This window comes from Belliella alkalica (assembly GCF_022549785.1).
Taxonomy (GTDB): Bacteria; Bacteroidota; Bacteroidia; order Cytophagales; family Cyclobacteriaceae; genus Belliella; species Belliella alkalica.
Genome location: NZ_JAKZGO010000019.1, coordinates 37,875 through 57,171 on the forward strand (window position 1 = coordinate 37,875; position 19,297 = coordinate 57,171).

The 19,297-nt window shown below is 42.1% G+C and carries 22 protein-coding genes; 4 read left to right on the forward strand and 18 right to left on the reverse strand.

Going from position 1 to position 19,297, the window contains the following annotated elements:
- The first annotated feature begins 36 nt into the window (after positions 1 to 36).
- Positions 37 to 570 (forward strand): RNA polymerase sigma factor, encoded by a 534-nt coding sequence (locus tag MM213_RS17340; protein ID WP_241414159.1) that lies wholly within the window; start codon positions 37 to 39, stop codon positions 568 to 570.
- 77 nt (positions 571 to 647) lie between these two features.
- Positions 648 to 1,997, forward strand: coding sequence for a purple acid phosphatase family protein (locus MM213_RS17345; RefSeq protein ID WP_241414160.1), 1,350 nt, complete (start codon positions 648 to 650; stop codon positions 1,995 to 1,997).
- 95 nt (positions 1,998 to 2,092) lie between these two features.
- Here MM213_RS17345 and MM213_RS17350 read toward each other — a convergent pair whose 3' ends face one another.
- The 17 genes from MM213_RS17350 to MM213_RS17430 all read right to left on the reverse strand — a co-directional run bounded on the left by MM213_RS17350 (position 2,093) and on the right by MM213_RS17430 (position 16,455).
- The gene (locus MM213_RS17350; RefSeq protein WP_241414161.1) at positions 2,093 to 2,893 is read right to left on the reverse strand and encodes a hypothetical protein; all 801 of its coding nucleotides are present in this window, start codon (positions 2,891 to 2,893) and stop codon (positions 2,093 to 2,095) included.
- Positions 2,894 to 2,905: 12 nt separating this feature from the next.
- A complete protein-coding gene (locus tag MM213_RS17355; protein WP_241414162.1) occupies positions 2,906 to 3,742 on the reverse strand; it encodes a DUF4138 domain-containing protein in 837 nt (278 codons plus the stop codon).
- Positions 3,743 to 3,747: 5 nt separating this feature from the next.
- Positions 3,748 to 4,953, reverse strand: coding sequence for a conjugative transposon protein TraM (traM, locus tag MM213_RS17360; protein ID WP_241414163.1), 1,206 nt, complete (start codon positions 4,951 to 4,953; stop codon positions 3,748 to 3,750).
- A gap of 11 nt (positions 4,954 to 4,964) precedes the next feature.
- Positions 4,965 to 5,327 carry a hypothetical protein gene (locus MM213_RS17365; protein WP_241414164.1) on the reverse strand — a complete coding sequence of 121 codons (363 nt, stop codon included), beginning with the start codon at positions 5,325 to 5,327 and terminating at the stop codon, positions 4,965 to 4,967.
- Positions 5,328 to 5,331: 4 nt separating this feature from the next.
- Positions 5,332 to 5,958: a conjugative transposon protein TraK gene (gene traK, locus MM213_RS17370; protein ID WP_241414165.1), complete on the reverse strand. Its 627-nt coding sequence runs from the start codon at positions 5,956 to 5,958 to the stop codon at positions 5,332 to 5,334.
- Between the two features lie 4 nt (positions 5,959 to 5,962).
- Positions 5,963 to 6,991 carry a conjugative transposon protein TraJ gene (gene traJ / locus MM213_RS17375; RefSeq protein WP_241414166.1) on the reverse strand — a complete coding sequence of 343 codons (1,029 nt, stop codon included), beginning with the start codon at positions 6,989 to 6,991 and terminating at the stop codon, positions 5,963 to 5,965.
- Positions 6,992 to 7,068: 77 nt separating this feature from the next.
- Positions 7,069 to 7,704 carry a TerB family tellurite resistance protein gene (locus MM213_RS17380; protein ID WP_241414167.1) on the reverse strand — a complete coding sequence of 212 codons (636 nt, stop codon included), beginning with the start codon at positions 7,702 to 7,704 and terminating at the stop codon, positions 7,069 to 7,071.
- A complete protein-coding gene (locus MM213_RS17385; protein WP_241414168.1) occupies positions 7,701 to 8,342 on the reverse strand; it encodes a hypothetical protein in 642 nt (213 codons plus the stop codon). Before MM213_RS17385 ends, MM213_RS17380 begins: the two co-directional genes overlap by 4 nt.
- A 92-nt stretch (positions 8,343 to 8,434) precedes the next feature.
- The gene (locus MM213_RS17390) at positions 8,435 to 9,139 is read right to left on the reverse strand and encodes a conjugal transfer protein TraI (protein WP_241414169.1); all 705 of its coding nucleotides are present in this window, start codon (positions 9,137 to 9,139) and stop codon (positions 8,435 to 8,437) included.
- Positions 9,140 to 9,172: 33 nt separating this feature from the next.
- Positions 9,173 to 11,635, reverse strand: coding sequence for a TraG family conjugative transposon ATPase (locus MM213_RS17395; RefSeq protein ID WP_241414170.1), 2,463 nt, complete (start codon positions 11,633 to 11,635; stop codon positions 9,173 to 9,175).
- Positions 11,628 to 11,963, reverse strand: coding sequence for a DUF4133 domain-containing protein (locus tag MM213_RS17400; protein ID WP_241414171.1), 336 nt, complete (start codon positions 11,961 to 11,963; stop codon positions 11,628 to 11,630). Before MM213_RS17400 ends, MM213_RS17395 begins: the two co-directional genes overlap by 8 nt.
- A 3-nt stretch (positions 11,964 to 11,966) precedes the next feature.
- Complete coding sequence (locus MM213_RS17405; RefSeq protein ID WP_439647568.1) at positions 11,967 to 12,269, reverse strand: DUF4134 domain-containing protein; 303 nt, start codon at positions 12,267 to 12,269, stop codon at positions 11,967 to 11,969.
- Positions 12,266 to 12,616 carry a hypothetical protein gene (locus MM213_RS17410; protein ID WP_241414172.1) on the reverse strand — a complete coding sequence of 117 codons (351 nt, stop codon included), beginning with the start codon at positions 12,614 to 12,616 and terminating at the stop codon, positions 12,266 to 12,268. Before MM213_RS17410 ends, MM213_RS17405 begins: the two co-directional genes overlap by 4 nt.
- Before the next feature lie 431 nt (positions 12,617 to 13,047).
- Positions 13,048 to 13,887: an RteC domain-containing protein gene (locus tag MM213_RS17415; RefSeq protein ID WP_241414173.1), complete on the reverse strand. Its 840-nt coding sequence runs from the start codon at positions 13,885 to 13,887 to the stop codon at positions 13,048 to 13,050.
- 83 nt (positions 13,888 to 13,970) lie between these two features.
- The gene (locus MM213_RS17420) at positions 13,971 to 15,146 is read right to left on the reverse strand and encodes a terpene synthase family protein (RefSeq protein WP_241414174.1); all 1,176 of its coding nucleotides are present in this window, start codon (positions 15,144 to 15,146) and stop codon (positions 13,971 to 13,973) included.
- Positions 15,137 to 15,559 (reverse strand): cyclic nucleotide-binding domain-containing protein, encoded by a 423-nt coding sequence (locus MM213_RS17425; protein WP_241414175.1) that lies wholly within the window; start codon positions 15,557 to 15,559, stop codon positions 15,137 to 15,139. Before MM213_RS17425 ends, MM213_RS17420 begins: the two co-directional genes overlap by 10 nt.
- A gap of 275 nt (positions 15,560 to 15,834) precedes the next feature.
- On the reverse strand, positions 15,835 to 16,455 hold the full coding sequence (locus MM213_RS17430; RefSeq protein WP_241414176.1) for a cyclic nucleotide-binding domain-containing protein: 621 nt from the start codon (positions 16,453 to 16,455) through the stop codon (positions 15,835 to 15,837).
- Positions 16,456 to 16,611: 156 nt separating this feature from the next.
- On the opposite strand from MM213_RS17430, the gene MM213_RS17435 reads away from it, so the two are divergent.
- Both MM213_RS17435 and MM213_RS17440 read left to right on the forward strand, forming a co-directional pair.
- The gene (locus MM213_RS17435; protein ID WP_241414177.1) at positions 16,612 to 17,055 is read left to right on the forward strand and encodes a MauE/DoxX family redox-associated membrane protein; all 444 of its coding nucleotides are present in this window, start codon (positions 16,612 to 16,614) and stop codon (positions 17,053 to 17,055) included.
- Between the two features lie 577 nt (positions 17,056 to 17,632).
- Entirely contained in the window at positions 17,633 to 17,902 is a 270-nt protein-coding gene (locus MM213_RS17440; RefSeq protein ID WP_241414178.1) for a hypothetical protein, read from the forward strand.
- 34 nt (positions 17,903 to 17,936) lie between these two features.
- Here MM213_RS17440 and MM213_RS17445 read toward each other — a convergent pair whose 3' ends face one another.
- On the reverse strand, positions 17,937 to 19,286 hold the full coding sequence (locus tag MM213_RS17445; protein ID WP_241414179.1) for a RagB/SusD family nutrient uptake outer membrane protein: 1,350 nt from the start codon (positions 19,284 to 19,286) through the stop codon (positions 17,937 to 17,939).
- Positions 19,287 to 19,297 lie beyond the last annotated feature (11 nt).

Consider the following 19,297-nt stretch of genomic DNA (forward strand, 5'->3'; position numbering starts at 1 on the left):
ATCAAAATTTCATCTATCAAATTCAATCCTACAGCTATGACACCCCTTGATAATGAAACTTTCGAGCAATTTAAATCCGGAAATAAGCAAGCCATTGAAAAGGTTTACAAAATCTATAAGGTTCCTGTTATGCGTTTTGTACAATCCTTCATAAAAGACAGGGAAGCGGCAGAGAACATATTCCATGAAGTATTTCTTAAAATATTCGACAAGAAGGATGCCTTATCCTTGGAAGCTGGATTTCAATCGTATTTGTTTACCATTACCAAAAATGAGGTATTCGATTATTTCAAAAAGCTAAAATCAGATTCAAAGAAAAAAGAAGCCTATTGGTTGGCCCATTATGGACAAGAGGAATCTACCTTTGAAGAAGGCTCTCAGGAAGATCTTTATGTGAAATTGGAAAGTGCCGTTAAGTGCTTGTCAGCAAAAAAAAGAAAAATCTTGGAGCTAAGCTATTTTGAAAACCTTTCCTACTATGAAATTTCAGAAAGACTGGATATTTCAAAGAATACCGTCAAAAACCAATTGGTAAAGGCAAGATCGATTTTAAAGAGTCATGTTTTATGACAAATGCAAACACATAATTACCTTATAATCTTAACGCGGATGAATATCCAACAATTAAATAAAAATTGACAAGAAAAATGAAATATCATCAACTATTAATTCTACTTTCCATCATTTCATTCTTTAAAATACAGGGGGTAATTGCCCAGAGTATTTTACCAACCTCTACACCTGACAGGATCACCCTCCATTTGGGGGAGGATCCTGAAACTGCTTTTTCGGTTGGTTTTAGAACTTCCATCGAAGTCGAAGAGGCTTTTATCGAAATCAGTCCGGAAAACAACAGTCCCGAATTTGATGAACAAATCCTCAAAAAGAAAGCTGACAGAAAAATGTTGGATTCAGATGGGGTTGAGGCACATTACTTCTCGGTAAATGTCACAGGACTGGATCCTGGGAAACTATATGTCTACCGGGTAGGGAGTGAAGATGCATGGAGTGAATGGATTCAGGTGAGCACAGCATCCAAAAACATGGAAGCGTTTTCCTTTATCTACCTGGGGGATATCCAAAACGGAATTAAATCCCTGGCTTCAAGAGTGGTAAGAAAAAGCTTGATGCATCAGCCTACAGCCTCGTTTATGCTCTATGCAGGTGATTTGATCAACAGGACCCACAACGACCATGAATGGGGTGAATGGTATGGGACGGGAGGCTGGGCGCATGCACAGATCCCTATATTGGCAACCCCAGGAAACCATGAATACACACGGGACGAGCAAAGGAATCTTCAATTGGACAATCATTGGGACAAGCAGTTCTGTTTCCCGAAGAATGGCCCCATCCCCCACCAATCCTCTGTCTATTACCAAGACTTTGGCAATATGCAGATCATCTGTCTGGACTCCCAGTTGATTATGCTGGACTCTGTTTCCAGACATGTCCAAAGAGACTGGTTGGAGGAAATTTTGAAAAACACTCAAAACCAATGGAAAGTAGTGCTGATGCATCACCCTGTATATTCAGTGAGTGATAAAAGGGACAACCCAATATTAAGGGAGCTGTTTCAACCCTTGTTTGAAAAATACAAAGTCGACATCGTATTCCAGGGACACGACCATACCTATGGAAGGGGCTTTAAACCAGATATCCCCGAAGGAGCATCCAAAGGCCCTATGTATGTGGTTTCTGTAGCAGGCCCAAAAATGTATACCCCTTCATTGGATCGTTGGATGGAAAGGGCTGGTGCCAATATTCAACTATATCAGATCATCAGCATCAACAAAAATCAGTTGCAATACGAGAGTTTCACAGCAGATGGCAAAAAGTATGATGGTTTTGATTTGATAAAGAATACAAATGGAAACAAATTTAAAGAACATGAGAACTTGGATCCTGAAAGCACACGACTGCCAAAAGGCAGGTTGGAAAAATTAAGCCCAGAAGAAATCGCTACATACAATAGGATATACAACACCAATTATTAACAGGGTTATCTATTCCATTGCCCTAAAAAATCATATTCAAATTAAACCATCCCCAATCCATTGGGAAAGGGGATGGATTAAACCCAACTTCCAATCTACACCCTCTTCCCCTTTCTTGCCTTGGGAGCTTTGGGACTGTTTGGAAGGTTGACAGCGACCTTGCTCTCTAGTTTTTCCTTATAGTTCAGGTCTTTTTTTTTTGACTCATCCATCCCGTTCCCCTCCTTGTTAAGCTTAAGGTCATTGGTCTTTACAGTCCTCATCTGTGCATCATAGACGTTTACCGACTTGAATTTGGGATTGGCCTCTATAAACATGATCTCTTCCTTTCCGTCTTTCTGCATCGTCACCGGATAGGTATTTCCCTTGGAGACTGCCTTTACCAACCATTCGGCTTTGTTCTCATCCTGCAATTCTTTGATGGGCAGGTTTCCCAATTCCTTTTTTAGGTCAAAGCCATAGTTTTCATGGTATTGGTTGAGTTTGAAATTCCCGTTTTCCTCTTTCTGGGAAAGATCGAGCTGTAGCCAAGCCTTGTAAGGTTCATTTTCTGAATTCAAGAGACTTTTCTCCACAGACCTACCTTCCAACAGATTATATGCTTCCTTTGCCGTAACCCCTTGGTTTTGGTAGAATGTATGTTCTTTCATTGGAATGGCGGGGTTGATGTTGTGGAGCATGACCTCCATTTTGTTGAAGAAATACCTTTCATTCTGGTTTGACTTTTTGAAATGCAGGTTGAAATCCATGTTCTTTTCCTCAAAATTCAACTTGATTGGCAACTGGAAGCCTTCGTTGCCTGCCTTGATCTGCTTTTCCAAATCTGCGTTGAGTTTGTCCTCAAATCCTGAGTACTTCAAACGCTCTTTTAGATAATCCAAATTTTCCTGATCCATTTTCCTTATTGTTTATAATTGAACATGGGACAAGCTATCCGCTTTGAGCAGATGCTTGCCCTTTAATTTAATTGATATGACCCTGTCACCCTGTTTTTCAGACAATAACAGGTGCAAATGTTTCTTGTCGGCAATGGTGAATTGGGGGAAAGCGAGTACAATCACTTTGGGGGATCCAAAATTTAAGTCGGTACCATTTTCAAAATAGCTGAAACGGTACTCCATTGCTTCCTCCCTGCTGCTTGTCCTTTTCACCTGTTTGCTGTCTTTCACCACTGCCTTAAGTTCTTTTATTTCAAAGGGGATCTGGGAATGGTTTTCGACGCCCAACTGAAAATAGAGCACCCCATCTTTCTGGAATATCCCCAAGAGGGATAAGCCCATCTTGTATTTGTTGGCCGTCTTTTTTGATTTGGCCTTCCTTCCCATAATCTGGTTCACACAATTGATAAAATCTGCCTTGCTGTGCGGAAAATCAAATTGCAGCGTATGCTGATCGGCAGATTCGATATAGTGGGTAGTCTTATATGGGTAGTCGGAATAGCGCACCTCAAATTGGTACAATACCCCCCTGTCGGTTACCACATGAAGGTTTGTGGCTGGAAAATGCCTTTCACCCCCCTTAATTTTCAAGATGTTTCCTGCCACATCGTCTTTTTGTGCGAGCAGTGCCTTGTGTCCCCTGTCAATAGAGAGCACGTTTCCGGGAAACACCAGTACCGTAGTTTTATCCCAGGTCACCTCAAGCTGATATGGGCCATGGATTTCCGTACCTTGTGCACAAACCATGTTTGCCAAAAGAAGACAAACGAAGGTGAATAAACCGGATAGATATTTTCTTCTTTTCATAACTATCAGGCTTTATCTACCAAAAGGATGGGATGGCCGTGTTTGACATTCACCTTTTTGAGTCTGGTTTTCTTACCAAGAAATCCCCTTGCCGTTTCCACGCCTGTTGCGGCAAGCTGGGCCTGAAGCGTAAAACCTGCTTGTACGGGATTGTACCCCTGAAGTCCCTGGGCCATGCCTTCTTTGGAGGCGTCCCGTCCGATTGCCCCTGGGATGGCTATACCTGGCAAGGCATCCATCCCATAGACTTCCATCTTTACAGGCAGCAGGTGGTTGTCATGCCTGATATGTGCAATTTGGATCCTGAGCCTTTCCCCATCCAATTGGCAGACGCCATGGATTTCTGCCCCTTGGCCGAATTGGATACCGTTGATTTCAATTGGCTTGGTTAGTTTGAGCATCAGGCTGTTTCCCGAAACCACCTGTTTGTCTTCCCCCACGACAGCAGGAAAGGATTCAGGAATGGGCACTTCCATCCCTACTGCGCTGGAAAGGCCATAAAAACCATTTCTTTCCTCTTCCGCCCCATTAAATTGACCATTGTTGAAATCTTCCGAATTTTGCTTTACTGAAAAGGCGGAACGCACTTCCTCTCTGGTTTTTTCAAGGTTGGGTATGTATCGATCCGGATATTGTAGTGCCAGGACTTTATCCATCAAACCTTCCAACTGCATCAGTTCTGGATCGGGTTGTCCATGCCTTTCCTGCATGCGTTGCATCAGGTATTCGAGCCTGTCTATTTCTTCATTGACGGAAGCTCTTTCCAATCCATAGCTTTGCTCGCTTCGCAGATAAGGGTCGGGGTTTTGTACTGCCTGAATTATTTGCCTATCATTTTCAGGTGGCAAAGCAACGGAAGGTTGTCTTTGTGTCAATTCCATGATGTTTTGCAATTTTTCCTGCAACTGCTCCTCTTGGGCTTTAAGCTCATTTTCCCCATCTAGCATCAGGGTTACAGGTAAATTTTCCTCCGAGGTGATGGCTTTGGTATATGGGTCAAGCCTTTTTGCCTCCCTCTCCTTTCGCTCTTTGAGCTGTTCAAGCTCGTAGGTTTTCCATTTGTTGAGTGCTGTTTGATCAAGCATCACATCTGGCAGGTTGCTGTTGATTCCAAGGTATTCCTGTTCAGCCTCCAATTGCTGTCCCTTGAAGAAAGTCATCCCCAAAAGCAATAGGGGAATGACCACTACGGGCATGAATAGGAGCATCATTTTCTGTGGGTTTACTTTTTGTTTTTCCATGATTGTTTTGTTTTTGGTTGTGAATAAATTTTTAGCTGAAGTGAGTCCACCACTGGACTGGGAAGGTTGCCTTGGGGAGGTACGGCAAGCGTCTGAACTCTTCCCTCCTTTCTTGCCGGAATTGCTTCCCCGCTCCTATTTTGTTCAAAAACAGAGACAGCTAACAAGGTGGCAAAGCCTGCGAAAATGAGGACGCAGACTATTTTACGTTCCATTTCGGTCAACCTGCTCTCCATGTTTTTCAGGCAGTGCACTAGCCTGTCTGACATCTGTGTTTGATAAAAGCCAAATACTTCGGATAGGGAAACTTTTGTTTGGAGTACTTCTTTGTCGGTTTTTTCCATGGCTTTATCTTTTGGTGACTTTGATATCATTGTTCTGAATGGTTTCCCATTGTTCAATTAGAAATCCATGGGGATTGTGTTCTGAGCGCCTGACTTCCCGAAGCCTTCCACGCGTGACCAGTACCCGGATCACCTCAGAGGTAGTCCTGACTATTTTTTGTTTACCATAGTAGGTAAAGCTATAGGGGTGGCTTGCCATGTTTAGGCTCAGAGAATCCATCTCTATATCCTGGGAGACATTGCCTGCGAGCAGTTGGTTGTAAAAACCTTTTTCATGAAGGTTGTCATAGGCTTTTTTGGCCGATTGGTCTGCCAGGTAGAGGGCCTGTTGGATCTGTCTGTTGATCAGTTCCTCATCGGGTGCAAGGCTGAAAAAGTAATGGTGGAACATCCTTACATGGTTTTTTGCCTCTACCGACAGTTGTGACTGCCTGTTGCTGGAAACCGCCTGCAGGACCTGGTCGTGGGCAAGCAGGTAGATCTGCTCGTTGTTTTCCCTGATTTCATATCTGTGGTAGGCAAAGATGATGGCAACCATCAGAAATGCTGCTATGCAAACGAGCAAGGCAAAACCCCTTACCATCTTAAAGGCTGTATTGATATTGCTGAGTTGTTTGATGGGTCTGTCCATGGTTTTATTTGATTAGTTTACTTGCCAAGATTGGCGCTCCCACTACCATTGCAGTGGACTTATGCAAGAGCGAATCCCTTCCCCCTGGATTGATGATATAGTTTGCCACCGATGGTACCGTAAAATATCCTATGATGGCAATGACCAGAAAGATCAGGTATGCCGTATCTGCCTGAGAGAAGAAGGTTTTGCCTTCATTGCCTATTTGGGACAGGTCGATCCTAAGCATGTTTTCCTGTATCTTGGCGATGATGGCTCCGAATATATTTGCCACGGGAAGCCACATAAACACATTGATGTACCTTGCTATCCAATTGTTGAGGGTCTGCTGAAAGCCATCAAACACGGAAAGTCCAAAAACCAGTGGGCCAAGTATGGAAAGGACGATCAAGTAAAAAGTCCTGATGGTGTTGATGGCAAGGGCTGCTGCCATAAAGAGTACCTGCAGGACTTCACTCATCCACCGTTTGATCGATGACTGGAATTCATAGGCTGCCCTTTCCATGCTCATCCTAAAGCCTGAACTGATGGAGTCCCAAAAACCCTCACTTCCCGTCTCCTCCTCAGGATTGGCATATTTATACCAAAGTTCAGTTTCATCGATTTGGTTGGATGTACCGTAGAGCTCACCATAAAAGGCTTCATCCTGTATCCTTTTTTTCTCTTCAAGCAGTGATGCCACAGTGATGTTTGTGCCACTTACCATGTTTTCGGTTACCCTGACAATTGGGTTCAGGAGCCCATTTATAAGCGCGAGCACAGCAGGGAACATCAGGATCAACATGCCCATGGCAAAAGGTCTTAACAGGGGGTAAAAATCCACAGGCTCTGCCTGCGCAATGTGTTTCCACACCCTTGATCCTATGTAAAAGATAGCCGCAAAACCCGCTATGCCCCTAGCCACCCCGATGAGTTGGCTGCTTAGGGGGATCATCTCAAGGTAGAGGTTGTCCAAAACCTGATGAAATCCTCCCATTTCTGCTCCACTACCCTGTGCAGAAGCCTGCAAAGGAAGGAGCAAGAGCGAGATCATTGAAAGGGCAAGGATTATAAAGCAATGTTTATTTGACCCATATCCCCAAAAGACGAACACCTGTCTATTGAAAATACTCATCGGTTGATCTGGTTTAAGGTTGCAACCTCTGCCTTTTGCTTCACCCTTCTGTGCCCAAGAAGTTTAACGTCCTTGTTGAAGGTGAGCAGAAAGCGAAACATGGAATCGGTTTCCGAATGTATGCGGTCAATAGATTGGATCCTTTCCTTATCCGACATGGTAAGGCTTCCCGAGGTGATCAATAGGATCACTTCATCGAGGTTTCGCAGCGATAGCTTAAAAAGGTTTTGGTACACAGCAGACAGGTAGTCGAGCTCCTGCATGCTATAAACCCCAGATTCGGTAAACTGCCTGAAAGTCCTTCTATAGTTTTGCATGATCAGACCCTGTAACCTGACGATTTCCCCTACCCTGTTGTAGTTTCTTACATTTGGGTTGACTTGGGCCAATCCATCCATAAATACCTTATGAAGTGTAAAGTTTCCCTGACTCAGGTCCCTGATGCTGTTATAGCCTTGGGTAAGGATTTGGTATCCATTGAGCATGTTGCTGTAGATGCCCCTTAACTGTTCTAATTTCTCCACATTGAGCAGGAGCTGCACCACTTCCGCATCCTGTGCCTGTACTTTTTCAGTCATTCCGAAAAGGCCAAGAAAGCAGAAACAATAGAGAATAATGGTTTTCTTTTTCATGGTTGAAGGATGTTTTGGATTACCCGATTGTCTTTTTGGATGGAGGTGCCATATGCTGTATAAAAATCAAGCATGCTGTTGAGTGCAATCAAATCCTCTTTGATTGTCCCCAATTCTGCATCGATCTGTGAGGCAAGCTGAATCCTTTCTGCTTCGGTTAGCTGGAGCTCCCCATTCCTGAGCAGCATTTCCATTTGCGAAGCTGCATAGATTGCTTTTTGAAGCATTCCTGCATATACCTTTCCGAGCATCAGCCGCTCTTCTGTTTTCAACTCCATGCCATTGAGTCTTTGCCTTGACTTTCTGATTTCGTTGGAAAGCCCCATAAAATGATTTCCAAAAGCGATTGTATTGGATAGTGGTTGTAGGCGTGGGCTTAAGCCCATCATTGTTTGCAGGTGCTGGTTATGCAGTTCGAATTCTCCCGACTTGATGTCCCTGATCAGTCCACTGCCCGCCTGAAATACCCTGTATCCATCCTGTAGGGCATTTCCATAGATTTGAAGGGCTGCAATCTGTGTAGCCAGATACCTTCTCTGTGTCCTTTTTTGCCTGAACCATTCATCCAAGTTCTGTGCTTGCACGGGAACTATTGAAATACCCAAGCCCAAGGCAATCATAATCAAGACTGTTTTCATTTGTATATTCATTTGTATTTGGATTTACCCTCCACCATATCCCCACTTTACTCCAATCCAAACTGGAGCCCAAACCTTCGGAGTGCTACGGTTTATTGCTGTATGGACTTAAGGGTGTTGTTTTCATTTTTGAGGTTGTTCCTGTATTGGGAAATCAGCATGTTGTGCCGGTTGTACCTTCTGAGTTCATCATAGTTGGTTTGGATCTGCATTCCCAGATCATGGATGGCATCCAGCCTTGCTGCATCGCCCATATTTGTCAGCTGGTCTCTCATCAGGAATGCAAACTGGTCGAGATGTTTTATTGAGTGGGAAAGGATCCCCGCATAGATATTCTGTTTGCGTTGGAGTTCCGCTGGTGAGAAGTTTCCGCTGCGCTGCAATAGGGACCAGGTCTTTTGGTACTCCTCAATCAGGGATTTCTGTATGAGCGCAATATCTTTGAGCCTTTGGTATTGCGAGATCATTGATTTCACCTTCCAAAGGCCTTGGTAGTAGTCTTGGTAGAGTTCTTTCTGCCTTGAAGTCCAGTCAGAGATTTCAGAGAGCCGCAGTTTGGAAAGTGCATTTTCGATGGTTTTTTGGGCATTCTGCAGCCAAATGCTTTCGTTCTGGAGGCGTTGGATCCTGAGGTCAACCGCCACGATTACCCGTGTAACTCCCTGTTTGATGATCTCAGCCACAGGGATGGCTACAGCTTCCGCCTCTTTGGGTTCTGAGCACACCATCATGCCCATCAACATCAGGCACAAGGCTTTTGAAATGACAAACCTTACTTTACTGCGATGCTTTTTCATGATTTAAACTTTGGGGTTATGCGCTTTTTCTATCTATTTTCCTTCAGACCTTATCTCTTCGGCCATCTGTCTGATGGCTTTTTTCCGATCTCCAAGTTTTGCCGCAAGGGTATCGAGCCTAAACTTTTCGCTTTCCTCTGTACTATAGGTCAGGTATTCCTCCAGGCTCACCTCGGTTCTGTAAACCTTGCCCACGGGGCCAAGACCGATAAACACCTCCTTGTATTTCCTTCCCGGTTCGTTTGCCTTGTTGATGGAGAGGATCTGCATCTTTTCCTTTTCTGTCAGCCCGAGCAGCTCTTGGATCTGGTGGAACTTGTTTTGGTACTTGGCCTGATCCAGCAGGATTTTACAGTCCGAGTTGTTGATGATGGCATCTTTGACAACAGGTGAGCTGATGATGTCATCGACTTCCTGCGTGACTACGATGGCTTCACCAAAGAACTTCCGCACGGTCTTAAAGAGGTATTTGATGTATTCGGCCATCCCTTCCTTGGCAATGGCCTTCCAAGCTTCTTCGATCAGGATCATTTTTCGGATGCCCTTGAGCTTTCTCATTTTGGAAATGAAAATTTCCATGATAATGAGCGTCACTACGGGAAACAGGATGGGATGGTCTTTGATGTTATCGAGTTCAAAGACGATGAAGCGTTGTGACAGCAGATCGAGGTTTTCCTTGGCATTGAGCAGGTAATCAAACTCGCCACCTTTATGGTAGGGCCTGAGAACATACAGGAAATTGGCAAGGTCAAAATCCTTGGGATTTACCTTTTCGACTTCCAGTTGCAGGGCAAAGTCTGTCTCCAGAAAGCGGTAGAAGGTATCAAAACACGGAAACACCTCAGAATTACCATCCAGAAAATCATAGTAGGATTTCAGGGCGTTGGAGATGGCTACATATTCACTACGGGTAAATTTTTCGTCGTCTTTTTTCCAGAGTGCCAGCAAAAGTGTTTTCAGGCTTTCCTTTTTCTCTGTATCAAGCCTTTGTCCCGAAAGGAAAAAAGGATTGAATTTGATGGGTTTATCTTCCTGATAGGTAAAGTAATATCCACCTACCAAATCACAGAGCCCTTTGTAGGAATGCCCTACATCTACGAGCACTACATGCGTTCCCTGTTCATAATAGCTTCTGACCATATGGTTGGTAAAAAAGCTTTTTCCAGATCCAGAGGGTCCGAGCACAAACTTGTTTCTGTTGGTTATCCAACCCTTTTTGATGGGCTCGTCCGATAGGTCCACCTGTATGGGATAGCCACTGATCCTGTCTCCCAGCCTGACTCCAAACCTGCCAACCGGGGATTTGTATTGGGTTTCTGAAATAAGCAGGCAGCTTGCCGGTTCCGCAAATGAAACAAAGGATTCATTCATGGGAAATGCCGCTTCGTTGCCTGGAATCCCTGCCCAATAAAGCTGTGGTGCACCTATAGTCTCCAGTTTTGGCAAAACATCCATCTTTGAAAGTGCTGCTGAAGCAAAGTTTCTCATATTGGCAAGCTTATTTTTGTCAGCTGTCCAACAGAGCAGGTTGAAATGTGCCGAAACAGGTGTGCTTCCTTCCCTGATTGCCTGGTTTAGGTACTCTTGGATACCGTCGGCAGCAAGGGCATTTTCCCTGCTGTAGGCGGAAAGGGAAAACAAACGCAACCTTTTTGCTTCGAGTGTCTTCATCATTTCCATCCTGTCTTGGACAAAGATGTATTGGTTATAACAATGGTCATAGGGCAATAGGCAACCGATTGGGGCTGTATAGCCGACCATAAACTGGCTTTTGTCACTGCTATATGCTTCAAATGGAGCGCTGCTGCTGATCTGATTTGGCAGTTCCTGAGTGTCTGCAATTGAAAACATGAGCGGATGTTTACCTGCAATATTCCATTCCGGATAAAACTGAATATCAGAGATCAAGGCAGCTTCTTTCTCTTGACCAAGGTTAAGTTGCAATTCTATGGGGTTTTGCTCCCCTACGAGTTGATCCCCACAGATCCGTCTGACTTCAATCCCTGCATCCCTCAGCAGCTGTGTAAACTGTCCCAAGGCTGTCTCCATATCTGATATGAAATTAGGCTGGAGAATCTGCTTTGGCACCAGGTTGTTTCTAAGCAGGTTGGAAAGGGAGGAATCGAGCAGTTTGGTTTCAGGGTTTCTTTTGGTGAGCATCAACAGGCTTCTGTGTTTGAGTCCGGGTCTTTCATGGAAAAACAGTTCACTGGATCTATCCAGAAAGTTGTTTGGCTTTTCTAGGTCGGCATGGTAGTCCCATTTGATAAACCAATCCTGTTTGTGGAAGATGTATCCATCAGGCAGTATTTTGATGGCTTTGACAAAAGCCTCGTGCAATGCTTCCAGTTGGCTTTTGGAGCAAGTGAATACTTCCGGCAAGCCAAGTTCAAAGCATGCGGTAACATCTGCCTGTTTGGAGATGATTAGGTCATTTTCCACTGCCAAGAGTGGAAATAGGTTTTCCATTTCCCGGTCTTGTTTTTGGCTAATCATTGCTTATGGATTTACTTTTCAGGGATTTGATGTAGTTTCTGTCCCGTATCTTGATGGCCCTTGGGATTTGTTTTGATGCAAGTTTTTTCATCATTCCATGTTGGCCGTAGGTTTTGTTGAGGTTGAATACTTTTTGGTAGAGCCCAAAAAAAATCATCAGACAACTCCCTGCATTGATCAGTATGGGAATTCCGACAAAGTAAAGGCAGGTAAAAAGGGCCAGGTCCAAGAGCATTCCAATGCCCAGATATACAATATACTGTGCTTGGAAGCCCTTGAATTCCATTGGTTTGTTGACGCCCTTGTTGATTTGAAATGACTTGTCCATGGTTTAGCCGAAGAAGCTGGTCAATACCGTTGCCACGATCACCAGAAACACGCAGCTGCCAAACCATGCTGCCGCCACCTTGCCTGTATCAGGTTCCCCAGAATTCCATTTGTTGAATACTTTGACAGCGCCGATCAGTCCAACGATTGCACCAATGGCATACATCAGGTTGACCCCTGACTGGAAATAGCTCCTCACCTGTTGTGTCGCTGCATTGATTCCTGAATTGCCATCCTGTGCCAAAACAGAAAATGAAATCAGCAGGCATCCCATGGCCAAATAGCCAATCTTGTTTTTTGTCTTCATGATATTTTAGTTTGGTTTTTGATGTTTGAAAGTTGTTCCCTATGGATCTTATCCTTCCATACCCGGTCTAAGTCCATTGCTTCTCTATAGGGTAGTTTTTTAAGCCATTTGGAATTGTCGATGGCATAGACTGCCTTTGCTTTTTGGTCAGGCCTAAGCTTATCGACCAATTCCAGCCATTCCCTGTATTCCCGGAACACAGCTTCCATCTGTACAGGTGAAGCTTTGAAAGAAAACAACCCCAGAAATTCAGTTTTGAAGCATACCGGTATCAGGATCAGGTAGTAGATCACCGTGATCAGGATCAGCAGCAGGTATGGGTTATAGAATGGTAGGAAATCATCCATGGCAATCATTATTTTCTTTTGAATATCATTGAATCAAAGATTGGAAGGATAACGATCTGCTATTCACCACTTTGACCCAAGGGAGGTGAAAAAAAAAGAAGCGAGAAACGAGAAGGGAGAGACAAAAAAACCTTGCTCAAAATGGGGTACTTAAGAAAATAGGAAGATAGGCTTCAGTACAAAATACCCACTAGCAAAACAATCAACCACATCTATAAAATGAATAAAAACAATCTAATCTACACGCTAAAACTTAAAGAAAAAGAAATTGATTAACCCAAAAACTGAAACAATTTCACCAATGCATGGGATTCCATCAAAGCAAAACCAAACACAAAAACAATCCCAACCTTTTTGGTTGGGATTGTTGGAAAGGAGTAAAAAAATAGGAAATACCATCTAAAATCCTGTGGCAATAAATCTAATAAGGATCAAAGCCCTTCACTTTCTTCCATCCATTGCAGGAGTCTTTCCTGCATGGTATCAAGGAATACTGTCCTGCTTTTTTTGCGAACCCTGATTTCCTGGAAGGTGCGGTAATAGTCTGTCAGTTTTTTGTCAAACAGCAACCCCATGGTATTGGCTATCTCTTTGATATCGGCAGTACCGTTGTTGAATACCCCAGCAGCCTTGAGTGCATAGATCAACTCTATCAGTTGAACTTTTGGGGCAGTCCAGCGGAGCTTTCTTCTTGCTTCCCCACTGAGTACCTCTTTGTTTTCAAGTTGTTTGATTTCGTCCTTGAGCAAGTCTATCAGCTGAACCCATGAATAGGCTTTTGCCAGCAGGTAACTGTGGAGGGTATCATATTTGGGGTTGACTAGCAGGATATCCCTATCGGGTCGAAACATGGTATTGTCGGTGTTGCGCAGAAAATAGAGCCTATCCATGCTTTCCTCATTGAGCAGTGCATAGTGGTATATATCCTTCTTTTGTTCCAGCGCCAAGGACAGGCGTTGGATGGCTTTGTTGTAGTGGCTTTTGATTATTTTTTTTCTTCCCACGGGCTTTTTGGATTCTATGTTGAAGTATTCTGCATAGAAAAAAGCCTCTTTGAGCAGTTTGGGGTTGGTATGTTTAAAAAAGGCAATCTCCTCCTGTTCGCTTTCAAAGGTATATTTGTCGAGGTAGTTTCTGAGTTTCAGCACAGCCTCCTCTGTATGGTGGAAGGCTTGTTCGAGTTGTTGGAGTTTGTTGCCGTCCTCAAGAGAAAGCATGTTCAATTCCTTTTCAAGATTCTTGATCAGGTCTTCTGTATAATCCCTTAACATAGCTGTAGATTTAAGTTAATTAGTTTTTCGGTTTCGTCAAAAATTCAAATTAATCCCATGATAAAATGGGCTCCTGGAAGTTCTCAATACTTAAAGGATTTCTCAATTCGCGCAATGGTATTGGCGAGCTTTTCCTTTGGTAGGTATCTTTTGGTATCCTCCACAGACCAGGTGACCGCACCACTTACCTGAAATTTCAAGTTTTTGATCATAGAGAGGTTTAGGGAATCTTCAGGCTTGTAATTGGCTGTATAAAGTCTGATTTTGGATTCAAAGGTCCGAAGTACTTTGTCATGCCTGAGTAAAAGAGTCTGCATGGCGCCATCTTTATCCATCTTTTGATTTTCCATCAACAAGGCTACCCAATTATGAAAATCACTGATTTCAGCCTCTTTTTGGTAGGAAAGGATGTCATTGCTGATAAATATCAACTCTGCGGCAAGTTTCCTGGGAGCTTCCAGCATACCCCATGCGTATTGGATCTCCTCTGGTTTTCCATGGATACAAAGGGGTATAAGTTCAAGTGCCAACCTACCTCCTGAAAAGTAGGGTCTTTTGTTCAGGTACTCTTCCAATGGGGGAATCTTATCAAAATCCCTGTTTTTGGCTTCCCAAAGGTTTGCAACCATGTATTGTTCAATTTCACTTTTGAGGGTATCTCTATACCATTCTGATTTCAGCATGGCAAAATCCTTCCATAGAATTTCAAACCCCCGGATAAATATGTTTTCATTCACCAAGTAAGCTTGGTAAAATGGATCCATGATGTTGCCAACTGACTCTTCCATGACAGCCCAAAACTTAAGTTTTTGACCCTTTGGCAACCTATCGGCATAATCGTCCATCAAAAAGAGCCAAGCATAGAGTTTCCCAATCCAGATACTTTTTTGAAGGGAAGCTTCGGGGTATAGCCTTGCTGCCAGATAGGTCATTTTGTTTTCCCTAAAGTTTCTGATTTGTCTGGGGCTTTCCAAGAGCTGATGGCTTTTCAGCCAAGCCACAACCTTGTTTGTGATCAAACCTGCTTCAAGGTGCAGGGAGGAGAAAAAGTCATAGTTTAGGATTTCCCCCATTTTGACTTTGGCAACAGGCGACTCTTTAATCTGGTGTAGATACTTGTTATGCCTGCTAATAGTCCTCTTGTCAACTTTGAAAAGTTGTGCCAACTGATCTGGGTTTAAGATCCTAAAGAATCCATTGAAATACCTGTTGAGCAGGGCATAGGCATCTTTGTAATGTTTTTGGGATATCAATACCAAAGGTCTTCGGTATCTTTTGCTTTTTGCTGGAGGGCAAGCGATAGTCTGTTGAATTCGGGGAGTTTGTTCAATACCTTCAGTTCGTCATTGTGGGACAGCTGGGACATCAAACCATCTTTGAGTGCTATCAAATTGTATTGGCTTGGAAACCCGGACTGATAGGCATGGCTGTCGAATGCAACTTGATCCTCAAAAAACAACCTTTCCAACATGCCTTCTTTTTCAAAGGCCAAGATCCCGCTAAACAGATAGTAGGAATATTGTTCTTTCTCCCCTGAACTTCTGATAAGATCCCCTTTCCTGAAGGTTTTAAACTCCATGAATTCCATCAACTTTTGGTAGGCACCAAAAGGCACGACAGCCAAACCATCAAGCTTTGACTTCAAATCAAGCATTAGTTTTTCTTTCTCCATAATTTTCGACTTTAAGTTTTTGGATAACAATACATTACCACCTTTTTAAAGTGAACCAAACCCACTCCACCCTAAAAAGACGAGAAAAGAAAAGGCCTACTATAAATTTAGATTCCGAATTTTGAAAAAGTCAAGTATTCCTAGTGTTTTTTCTTTAAAAAAATCAAATAAAAGACATCAACCCCCTAATAAACATGATAAAATGCAATTATTTATAAATTTTAATCAAGATATGTTTAAAAACATCAAGAACTACTTACTTACAAATCAATTGTTTATTTTTCATCTTTCAATCTTTTTTGTTGTCTGATGCGTTTGATTGTTGAATCGCTGAAATTGAGCAATTCAGCAATCTCCTTGACCTTGAGTGTAATTCCAGCAACCCTGTATTTGTCCAAAAATGTATCATAGCGTTTGTTGTTTTCCATGCTGAGCATCCTCGCAAATGCAGCTTCCCTACTGAACATAAATTGATTGATGAGCGATGATAGTTTGTTGAACTCAGAGAAATTCCTAAGTAGTTTTTTCTCGTTTTTTCGATTAAGTTCAGCTAACCTCACCTTGGTATAAGCCTGAAACCTAATGGCAGAAGGTTTCCCTGACCTGAGGGAATCCAAGTCAACGACAATATCACCTTGTTCATAAACCCTATACATTTTCCAGCTTTTTTCCCCAACCAATTGATAGGCTACCACCAAGCCTTGTAACAACAGTCTGCTTTTCGTTTCTACGAATCTAGGTGCTTTTATCTCCTGTCCAGCCAAATAAAATTGGTCTGTCAAGTGACTTAACAAACCATCGAAATTGAGGTTGTCAAGCATGATCCCATCCTTGGAAAAATAATTATTGATCTTTGTACAGCATTTAATGATTTCATTTAAGAATTCATTCTCCATATGAATGTTTATGTTTCATTCGTGCCAAAAATTAGTGGCATTCTTTTTAAAATCAAATCCAAGAAGTCATTTAGGGTCAAATGGACTTAAATTAAGGACATTGAATATAGGGTCAAATGGACTTTCCACAATTGAAGCATCCGCATATTTTTGGCGATGCGAAAATCCACAATCAAATTTCTCGAAATCATCAATGAAGGCTATTCCTGGCTTCTGATCATTCTTTTTGGTTATACAGCCATCAATAAGCTTATCGATTGGGAGCATACCCGGGCTTCACTGTACAATCAGGTCTTCCCAATTTGGCTATCGGAAATCATCCTTTATCTCATCCCATTCTTGGAACTCCTAACAGTAATCCTGTTGATCCTTCCAAGGACAAGAAGACAGGGCTTGGTAATCAGCATCTTATTGATGCTTGCTTTTACAATTTATATAAGCTTGGTTTTGACCAATATTTTTGGAAGGATTCCATGTTCCTGTGGTGGGGTCCTCAACCAATTGGGGTGGACAGAGCACTTATTTTTCAACCTGCTTTTCTTGGGTATTGCGCTCTTGGGCTACCATACCCATCACCTGATTGGAAAACAAAGTGGTTGATTAAACACCGACCCTTGATGAACCCCAAATCACAGGGGAGGTTCGATAAATTCGATCCATACCCCCATAAAACCAACTCACCTAACTATTTGCAAGGGTCAAATGACCCTATGTTTTTCAGAAAAACCGAAAGGGTCATTTGGACTTTCCCATATAAATGAAGATTTGGAAATTAGCACCATGCAAACGAGGAAAAGGAAAAAAATAAACCAAATTCCCAGAAGCATCAAGGCTATCAACATTTAGGAAGGATGTTGAGAAATTAAATTAATAGACAACAAAAGCAACAATTGAATCAAAGTTAAATGATAATAAATTCAGTAGTCAGGTTGGGTAATTCGGTTTCATCATGTACCCTATGGGCAGTAAGGACAAAGCTATCAAATATGGGTAAGCTGTTAAACTAAATAAGAAAAGAAGAAGATAATCGGTCTGTGAAGCTACCAGGTAGTTGCCAGACAAAAGCAGGGGGGGGTAAAAAACCGGCCGCCCCTCTCAAAAGGCTAACCTACTTCCCCCGGCAGGGAAGCAAGCCAAAACGACCGGCATTAATTACTAACAATTAATTTACAAAATTATGAAACTTTCAGTATCTAGCCTTCTACGTGGAGGCATATTTACACTTGCTGCCGTATTTGCTTTTGCATTTACGCAGCCAACAACTCAAATGGGCTATGCTCCTATCTTTGACGATGAAGATCCTTCCAGAGTAGTTGGATGGATTGATGCATCCACACTTCAGATAGGTGTTGACTATGTCTGCAATCCAGAAACCATACCTTGTTTGTATGAAGAAGAGGATCTCAATTCTGATGCCGTAAGCTTTGGAGAGTTTGAGCTTTTGTAAAATTTTGGGCAGGTCAAAAACCTGCCCATTTTGTTTATCTTTGATTTTGTTGAATGCCGCTTTGATTAATCTCTTGAGGTGGAATTGGGAATACATATCTTGGAGAATTTGGCTCCAATACATACTCAGTTCCAAAAACCACTCTCCTAAGTGTTTGCTCTAGTCCAGGTTCAGTATTTAATCTTTTCAAATCTGCCCATCTAATTCCTCTGAATAATAATTCCTTTCTTCTTTCTTTTAATACAAGTTGTAATAAAGATTCTCCTTGTTGATTTTCTATTCCATCAAATGAACCAACTCTATATCTTTTTGCCAATAAGGTGTTCAACTGTTCAATTCCTTGAATTTCTTCTCCTAATCTAACCAAACATTCTGCTCTATTAAGCATAACTTCATTATTAGCCAAGCCAGTAAAAAAAAAGATACCACCTGTATAGTTCCCCAAGAAATTGATTCCAAATCCTCTATTTCTGAAAAAAACTTCCTTTCTTAAATCCCCATCAGCATACATTTCATAGATTTCGGGATTCACAAATGAAAGTGTGCTTGAGTTCCAAGAGTAAGCTAACATTTGATTGAAAAAAATTATTTCAGGGTTTTCAAGATTGAAGGAAAACAAAGATGAGGTTTGAACATTGTTATAATCCAAAAGTTCATCATCGATACCCAGTGCCAAATCAGCAAATTCCAAAGACCTTTGATAGTTCTTTAAATATAAATGAACTCTAGAAAGCATGGCATAAGCAGCTCTTTTTGAAGGCCGTGTCATGAAGTCATAGTTTTCTGGTAAATAAAGTACTGCTCCTTCTAAATCCTCAATAATTCTCTCAAATGTTTCACTAAGTTCAGCTCTAGCAATAGGTTCATTTATATCAGGGGACAGTTTGAGTGGAAGACCAAGTTTTGTGGTATTGTTAAGATTATTGTCAGGATGATCAGTAAAACAAATAGCTAAGTTATAGTAGGCAAAAGCTCTGTAAAATAATGCCCTTCCTTCGATTACCTTTTTTCTTTCTTCTTCATCTTGATTGATCGAATTGTAATTGTTCAATCCCTCTAAGACTATGTTTGCATAAAATATCTGAAGGTATGGGGTTGACCAATCTAATCCTAAATTTTCAAAAATCTCTTCACTCCAAATGTAGGCATTTTGTTCAATGATGTTTCTAAACCCGGTAAATCCATTGTCTGTTGTCACAAAATCATCAGAGGATATTTGATGAACTCCTGGGGATTCGTTCATTCCTCTTGGTGAGGCATCAAGTAATGCTTGAAGTTCATCCAATGTTTCAGGGATCACAATGTTTTTGTTCGGTCTTTCATCAAGAAAATCAGCACAACTGCTCAATATGACGACTATAGTTATATATGTTAACTTTTTCATTTCAAATTCAT